Genomic DNA, 6,554 nt, shown 5'->3' on the forward strand with positions numbered 1-6,554 from the left:
CCGCCGAACCTGTAGGAGCGAGCCTGCTCGCGATGGCGATGTGTCAGGCAATTCAATGTCGACTGATACGGCCTCATCGCGAGCAGGCTCGCTCCTACAGGGATCAGCGGCGTTGCAGGAGGCCGCGCAGGGCAAGAGCGGCGGGGACACCCAGCCCCACCCAGCTCAACGAGTCCCAAACACCATCCCCGAGCAACGCGGCAAACAACCCTGTCGCGCTGAGCACCGCAATGACGGTCGGAATGACGAAGACTTTCCAGAAGTTCGACTGCCGGGGCTTCATGCCACGCTCTCCGCTTTTTCCAGCACAGGCCTTGCAGCCTTGCGCCGCACCACCCACAGGTAGACCCCGCTGCCGAGCACGATGATGGTCAGCACATCGAGGGTCGCCCAGAGGATCTTCATCGGCATGCCGCCGTAGTCACCGAAGTGCAGCGGCTGCGACATGCCCATGGCGTCCATGTACCACGGTCGTTCGGCCACGGCGGTGACTTGCAGGGTGCTGGCGTCGATCAGTACCGGCGTCAACAGGTGCGAGGTCAGGTGCGTGCTGCCTTTCATGAACACCGCGTAATGGTGCTCGCTGGAGAATCGTGTGCCGGGAAAGGCGATGAAGTCCGGCTGCATGCCCGGCGCGACATCCTTGGCGATATCGAGCAAGCGGGTGGCCGGCGCGCGTTGCGTCAGCGGTGGCGCATCGCGGTACGGCGCGACCATCGCGCTCAGGCTGTCATTGCGCCAGGCGGCGATGATCAGGTCGGCACAGGCACTGATCACGCCGGTCACGCCGACCACCAGGGCCCAGGTCAACGTCACCACACCGATCAGGTTATGCAGGTCGAGCCAGCGCAGGCGCGTGGATTTGTCCTGGCGCACGGTGGCGAATTTCAAGCGGCGCATGAACGGCAAGTACAACACCGTGCCGGAAACGATCGCCACCACGAACAGAATCCCCATGAACGCCAGCAACAACTTGCCCGGTAGCCCGGCGAACATGTCTACATGCAGGCGCAGCATGGTCATCATGAAACCGCCGTTGGCCGATGGCGTCTCCAGCGCTTCGCCGGTACGGGCGTCGAGCAAGAAGGTGTGGGACGAGTTCGGCTCGGTGCCCGCGGTCGCGGCCATGATGGTCAGCACCGCGTTGGGCTCATCGTCCTCGAAGCCGAAATACTGCATGACTTCACCGGGGCGATGCTTCTCGGCGGCTTCCACCAATTGCTGCAAATCCAGGTGCGGGGTGTCCGCCGGCATTTCCTTCACTTCAGGCGCATCGCCCAGCAAGTGGTCGATCTCGTGGTGGAAGATCAACGGCAGGCCGGTCAGTGCCAGCAGCAACAGGAACACCGTACAAATCAGGCTGGTCCAGGTGTGGATCGCGGACCAGCGGCGAATTGTTTTACTTTTCATTTCATAGCCTTCAGAAAAACCAAAGCCGTCCACGACGGACGGCCTGGTCATAGGGCGTGTCAGCTCAAAGCGTTACCACTTGTAGGTTGCACTTGCGACGACACTGCGCTGGTCGCCGTAGTAGCAGTAGAAGCTGTCGCAAGTCGAGATGTAGTCCTTGTCGAACAGGTTGGTCGCGTTAACAGCCAGCGAAGCGCCTTTGAGGCTGTTGTCCAGGCGACCGAGGTCGTAGTGAACCACCGCGTCGAACACCGTGTAGGCGCCGGCCTTGCCCAGCCAGGTATTGGCCTGGTCGCCGTAGGTGTTGCCGGTGTAGCGCGCGCCAGCGCCGATGCCGAAGCCATTCAGCACGCCGTTGTGCCAGGTGTAGTCGCCCCACACCGACGCTTGCTGGTTAGGCATCAATTGCAGGCGATTGCCCTTGTAAATGCCTTCTTGCACTTCGGATTTGGCCAGGGTGTAAGCAGCAGTGACCTTGAGGTTTTCGGTCACGTCGGAAACGGCTTCCAGCTCCAGGCCTTTGACTTTCACTTCGCCGGTCTGGCTGGTGACCGTCACGTTGCCCACGTTGTTGGTAACGGAAACGTTTTTCTGGGTCAGGTCATACACAGCCGCGGTCAACAGCGTGTTGCTGCCCGGTGGCTGGTACTTGATACCCAGTTCCCATTGCTTGCCTTCGGTCGGCTTGAACGACTCGGTCGGCGAGGCGACTGCATTGCTGGTCGGCTGGAACGATTCGGCATAAGACAGGTAAGGCACGAAGCCCGAATCGAACACGTAGCTGATCGCTACGTTGCCGCTGAAGTTCTTGTCGCGTTCGGTGTTGGTGGCATCGCCCTTGTTGAAGAACGTGGTGCCGGTGTGGACCCAGTCTTCACGACCGCCGAGGGTCAGGCGCCATTGGTCGAGGGCCATCTGGTCCTGGATGTACAGGCCGGTCTGCCGGGTCTTCTGTTCGTAGTCATAAAAGGCCGTAGAGCGTGGCGGACGGGTGATCGGCAAGCCATAGACCGGGTCGTTGACGTTGATGCCCGGTGCGGTGCCGAAGATCGAGAGGTAGTTGGTGGTGTTGCGCTGGTGGTCCAGGCCGATCAGCAAGGTGTGACTGACGTCGCCGGTGACGAAGTCGCCCTGGAAGTTGTTGTCCACGGCGAATTGGGCGATGTCTTCGTCGACGTTGGTGGTGCCACGTCCGGTGTTACCTTGATCGTCGACGACAAAGCCGAGGTTGGCAAAGTCAGGGTTGTAGCTGTTGACGGTCACTGCCTGGAACGACAGCTCCGACTTGGTGTAGCGCAGGTTCTGCCGGAACTGCCAGATATCGTTCAGGCGATGTTCGAAGGCATAACCCAGTGCGTAGTAGGTGCGGTCGTAGAAGTCGTAGTTCGGATCACCGAGGTTCTTGTGGTGGGAGATCTCGCCGAATGGCATGTCGATCTTGGTGCCCTGGATCGGATAGAACTGACTGGTGATACCGGTATCGTCACGGGTGAACTGTGTGAGCAAGGTGAATCTGGTGTCTTCGTCGATGTTCCAGGTCAGGCTCGGCGCGATGTTGTAGCGCTTGTCATCGATGTGGTCGATGGGCGTGCCGCCGTCGCGCAGTACGCCGCTGAGGCTGTACAGGAACTGGCCTTCGTCGTCGATCTTGCCGGTGCTGGCGAAGTTGATCTGGCGATGATTGTCGCTGCCGTACTGCAGTTGGACTTCGCTGCTGGCTTCGGCGCTTGGGCGACGGCTGACCATGTCCAGCAGGCCGCCCGGCGGGGTCTGGCCGTATACGGACGAGGCCGGGCCGCGCAGCAGCGCCAGGCGGTCGAGGTTCCAGGTTTCCTGTTTCGGGTTGGCGTACACACCTTTTGGCAGTGGCAGGCCGTCGAGGAATTGAGTCGGCTCGAAACCCCGCACGCGTAACCAGTCGGCGCGGGTGTCGCTGCCGAAGCTGCTGGAGGTGATGCCCGGCAAGTAGCGCACGGCATCGTCGAGGGTGTGCGCGTTGCGGTCGTCCATCTGCTCACGAGTGACGACCGAAATCGAACGCGGCGCCTCGACCAGCGCGGTGTCGGTCTTGGAGCCGGCGGCGGTGCGCTTGGCCAGGTAGCCCTGTACCGGCCCCCAGGCGCTTTCAGTGTCTTGCACGCCGATTACGCTGGTCGCCGGCAAGTCCATCACACCCTCGGGCACGGCCACCAGGCTGTAGGTGCCCGCACTGCTCTGCTCCAGTTGCAGGCCAGTGCCACGCAAGGCTTCGCGTAGGGCGCCGGTTGCGTCGAACTGGCCTTTGACTGGCGCCGAGGTCTTGCCCGCCGCCAAGGATGGATTCAACGACAGGGCCAAACCGGCCTGGCTGGCGATCTGGTTCAGGGTGCTGGCCAGTGGTGCAACCGGCAGGTTGTAGGCGCGGACGCTGAACACCTGTTCCGCGGCGACCAGTTGGCTGCTGGCCAAAGGGGTGCAAAGGGCAATGGCGACCGCCAGCAAACTGCGGCGCAACAGGGAGTCTAGCGAACGAGGCATACAGCGGCTCCTGAATGGAAATATTTCTCAATTGCCTGTGTGCCGAACGAAAATCAAAAAGTGATAGAGCTGGATGGAAATAATTTCGATTCAGAAGTCGGTTGCGGCGGGTATTGGGTCAATCCGGTTTTTGTGGGGAGTCGAACGCCGCCATCGCGAGCAGGCTCGCTCCCACAATGGAATGCATTTCAAAATGTGGGAGCGAGCCTGCTCGCGATAGCGACGGATCAGACACAAAGCTTTTCAGGGATTGGCATCGGCCTTGGCCACGACCTTCACCCACCATTGCGTGTGCTGTTCGATCTGCACCGGCAGGGTCGGCAGCAGGGCATTGAGTGCCAGGTCGGTGTCGCGCAACGGGAAGCTGCCGGTGATGCGCAGGTCGGCCACCTCCGGTGCGACCCCGACGTAACCGTTTCGATAGCGGCCGATTTCATGCACCAGATCTTCCAGCCGCGTGTTGTCCACCACCAGCATGCCGCGGGTCCAGGCATCCGCGCCGAGGTTGACCGCCTGAACCGGGCCCAGGCCATTGTTGCGGATCAGCACCTGCTGGCCTTCACGCAGGATCTGTTCGTCCGGGGTGGATTCAGGGTGAACCGCCACCGCCGACTGCAACACACTCAGGCGCGTTCCGTCTTCTTCGCGCTTGACCAGAAACCGCGTACCCAGCGCGCGCATGCTGCCTTCACGGGTTTCGACGATGAACGGCCGGGGATCGCCATGGCCGGTTTCCACCAGGATTTCGCCCTCCTGCAGCACGATGCGTCGCTGCTTTTCATCGAAGCGCACATCCAGGGCACTGTGGGTGTTGAGATTGATCAGCGTGCCATCAGTCAGGCGCAGGGTGCGCTGTTCGCCAACGGCGGTGCGCTGGTCGGCCAGCCAATAGTCGATCGGCAGGTAACGCTCCCCTGCGAACAGCGCCAGGCCGATCACCGCAACCATACTCGCCACACCATTGCCGAGCTTGCGGACCCGCCGGCGGATGCCTTCGCGCGATTGCAGCAGGGCGGTGCGGGCCGGGCCGCTGGCCACGCCGAAACGCTGGTCGAGCATGCCCAACTGGCGCCAGGCGCGGGCGTGCTCTTCGTGGGCCGCGTGCCACTTGGCGAACTCGTCGCGTTCTACCGGGTTGGCGCAGTCCATGGACAACTGCCAGGCAATCGCCGCGTCCAGCACGTTGGCCGATACCGGTTTGGAACTGAGCGGATTCAAGTCGGCTCACCATACAGCGCGATGTAACACTGGCGAATGCCTTGGGCCAGGTACTGGCGCACCCGCGGCACCGACACCCCCAGGCGCTCGGCGATGTCTGCGTGGCCGAGGCCGTCGAGACGGTTGTAGAGGAACGCCGCCCGGGCCTTGCTGGAAAGCTTGCCGAGCAATCGGTCGATGTTTTTCAGGTCTTCGAGGATCATTTGCTGTTCTTGCGCCGACGGTTGCTCGGCTTCGGGAACCAGCATCAACTCGGTGAGGTAGGCCTGTTCCAGCGCGGCGCGGCGGAAATAATCGAACAGCAGGCCCTTGGCGATCGCCACCAGGAATGCCCGGGGCTCGCGCGGGACCTTCAGTTCCTCGCGGCCCAGCAAGCGCACGAACGTGTCCTGGCTCAGGTCCTCGGCCCGTTGCGGGCAGGCGACGTTGCGTCGAAGCCAGGCCAATAGCCAACTGCGGTGGTCGCGATATAACGCACCGACGAGCTCATTTTGAGGGCTTGGAACTGACGACACGCCGCACACCGATTGGGAAATATTAACTAACGAGAATTGTTCGCGATTGTGACAGGGGCGAGGGAGGTAAGCAATTGGCGTTGGTCAGGTGGGAATTTGGCGACGGCCCCTGTAGGAGCGAGCTTGCTCGCGAAAAATCATCTGACACTTCGGTCTTGCCAGAAAAACGTGTCACCGTTGACGATTTTCGCGAGCAGGCTCGCTCCTACAGGGATTGCGTATAGGTCAGAAGGACGGAGCCTGCTGCCGGCGCTTCCACTGACTCAAGCGCTGTTGCAGATTCAACGGGCTATGAATCTGCTGCTGCCGCGCGCGGCTGAACAGAATCAGCGCCAGTTCAGCGGTGGCCAGGGCGTCGGCGCTGGCGTGGTGGCGTTCGAAGACTTCGAGCTTGAACCAGTCGATCCAGTCGTCCAGCCCGGCCTCGCGAATGTGCGCTTGCGGGCACAGCAGCGGTGCAATGTCCGCCACGTCCAGAAACGGATGCTGCAACTTGAAGCCCAGATGATCTTTCAGCGCGCGGCCGAGCATGTGCTGGTCAAACGGCGCATGGAAGGCCAGCACCGGACTGTCTGCGAGGTACTCCATCAGATCGAGCAGCGCTTCTGCCGGGTCGCTGCCCGCCGCAATGGCGCTGGGGCCAATGCCGTGGATCAGCACACTGGGGCCGAGTTTGACTTGCGGATATTGCAGGGTGCGTTCGAACTGCTGGCGAAAGTCGATGGCCCCGTCCTCGATCACCACCGCGCCGATGGACAATACGTGGTCCTTGTTCAGGTTCAAGCCGGTGGTTTCCAGATCGAGCACCACCCAGCGTTGCTCGCGCAGGCTGCACTCAGACAGATCGGCAGCCGTCGGTAATTGGTCCAGCCGATGTTGCAGATGGGCTGGGAG

At 61.8% G+C, this 6,554-nt stretch carries 6 protein-coding genes; all 6 read right to left on the bottom strand.

Going from position 1 to position 6,554, the window contains the following annotated elements:
- Positions 1-103 precede the first annotated feature (103 nt).
- Positions 104-283, bottom strand: coding sequence for a hypothetical protein (locus KGA83_RS26630; protein ID WP_115947984.1), 180 nt, complete (start codon positions 281-283; stop codon positions 104-106).
- A complete protein-coding gene (locus tag KGA83_RS26635; protein WP_108217247.1) occupies positions 280-1,410 on the bottom strand; it encodes a PepSY-associated TM helix domain-containing protein in 1,131 nt (376 codons plus the stop codon). Before KGA83_RS26635 ends, KGA83_RS26630 begins: the two co-directional genes overlap by 4 nt.
- A 72-nt stretch (positions 1,411-1,482) precedes the next feature.
- Positions 1,483-3,927 (bottom strand): TonB-dependent siderophore receptor, encoded by a 2,445-nt coding sequence (locus KGA83_RS26640; RefSeq protein ID WP_108216951.1) that lies wholly within the window; start codon positions 3,925-3,927, stop codon positions 1,483-1,485.
- 243 nt (positions 3,928-4,170) lie between these two features.
- Entirely contained in the window at positions 4,171-5,145 is a 975-nt protein-coding gene (locus KGA83_RS26645) for a FecR domain-containing protein (protein WP_223531229.1), read from the bottom strand.
- Positions 5,142-5,660, bottom strand: a complete 519-nt coding sequence (locus KGA83_RS26650) for an RNA polymerase sigma factor (RefSeq protein WP_108216949.1) — start codon at positions 5,658-5,660, stop codon at positions 5,142-5,144. The genes KGA83_RS26645 and KGA83_RS26650 overlap by 4 nt, the downstream gene beginning before the upstream one ends.
- Before the next feature lie 225 nt (positions 5,661-5,885).
- The coding region (locus tag KGA83_RS26655; protein WP_223531230.1) for a PolC-type DNA polymerase III at positions 5,886-6,554 on the bottom strand (669 nt) is incomplete at its 5' end.

Origin of the sequence: Pseudomonas sp. GL-R-19 (genome assembly GCF_019956375.1) — a bacterium.
Taxonomy (GTDB): Bacteria; Pseudomonadota; Gammaproteobacteria; order Pseudomonadales; family Pseudomonadaceae; genus Aquipseudomonas.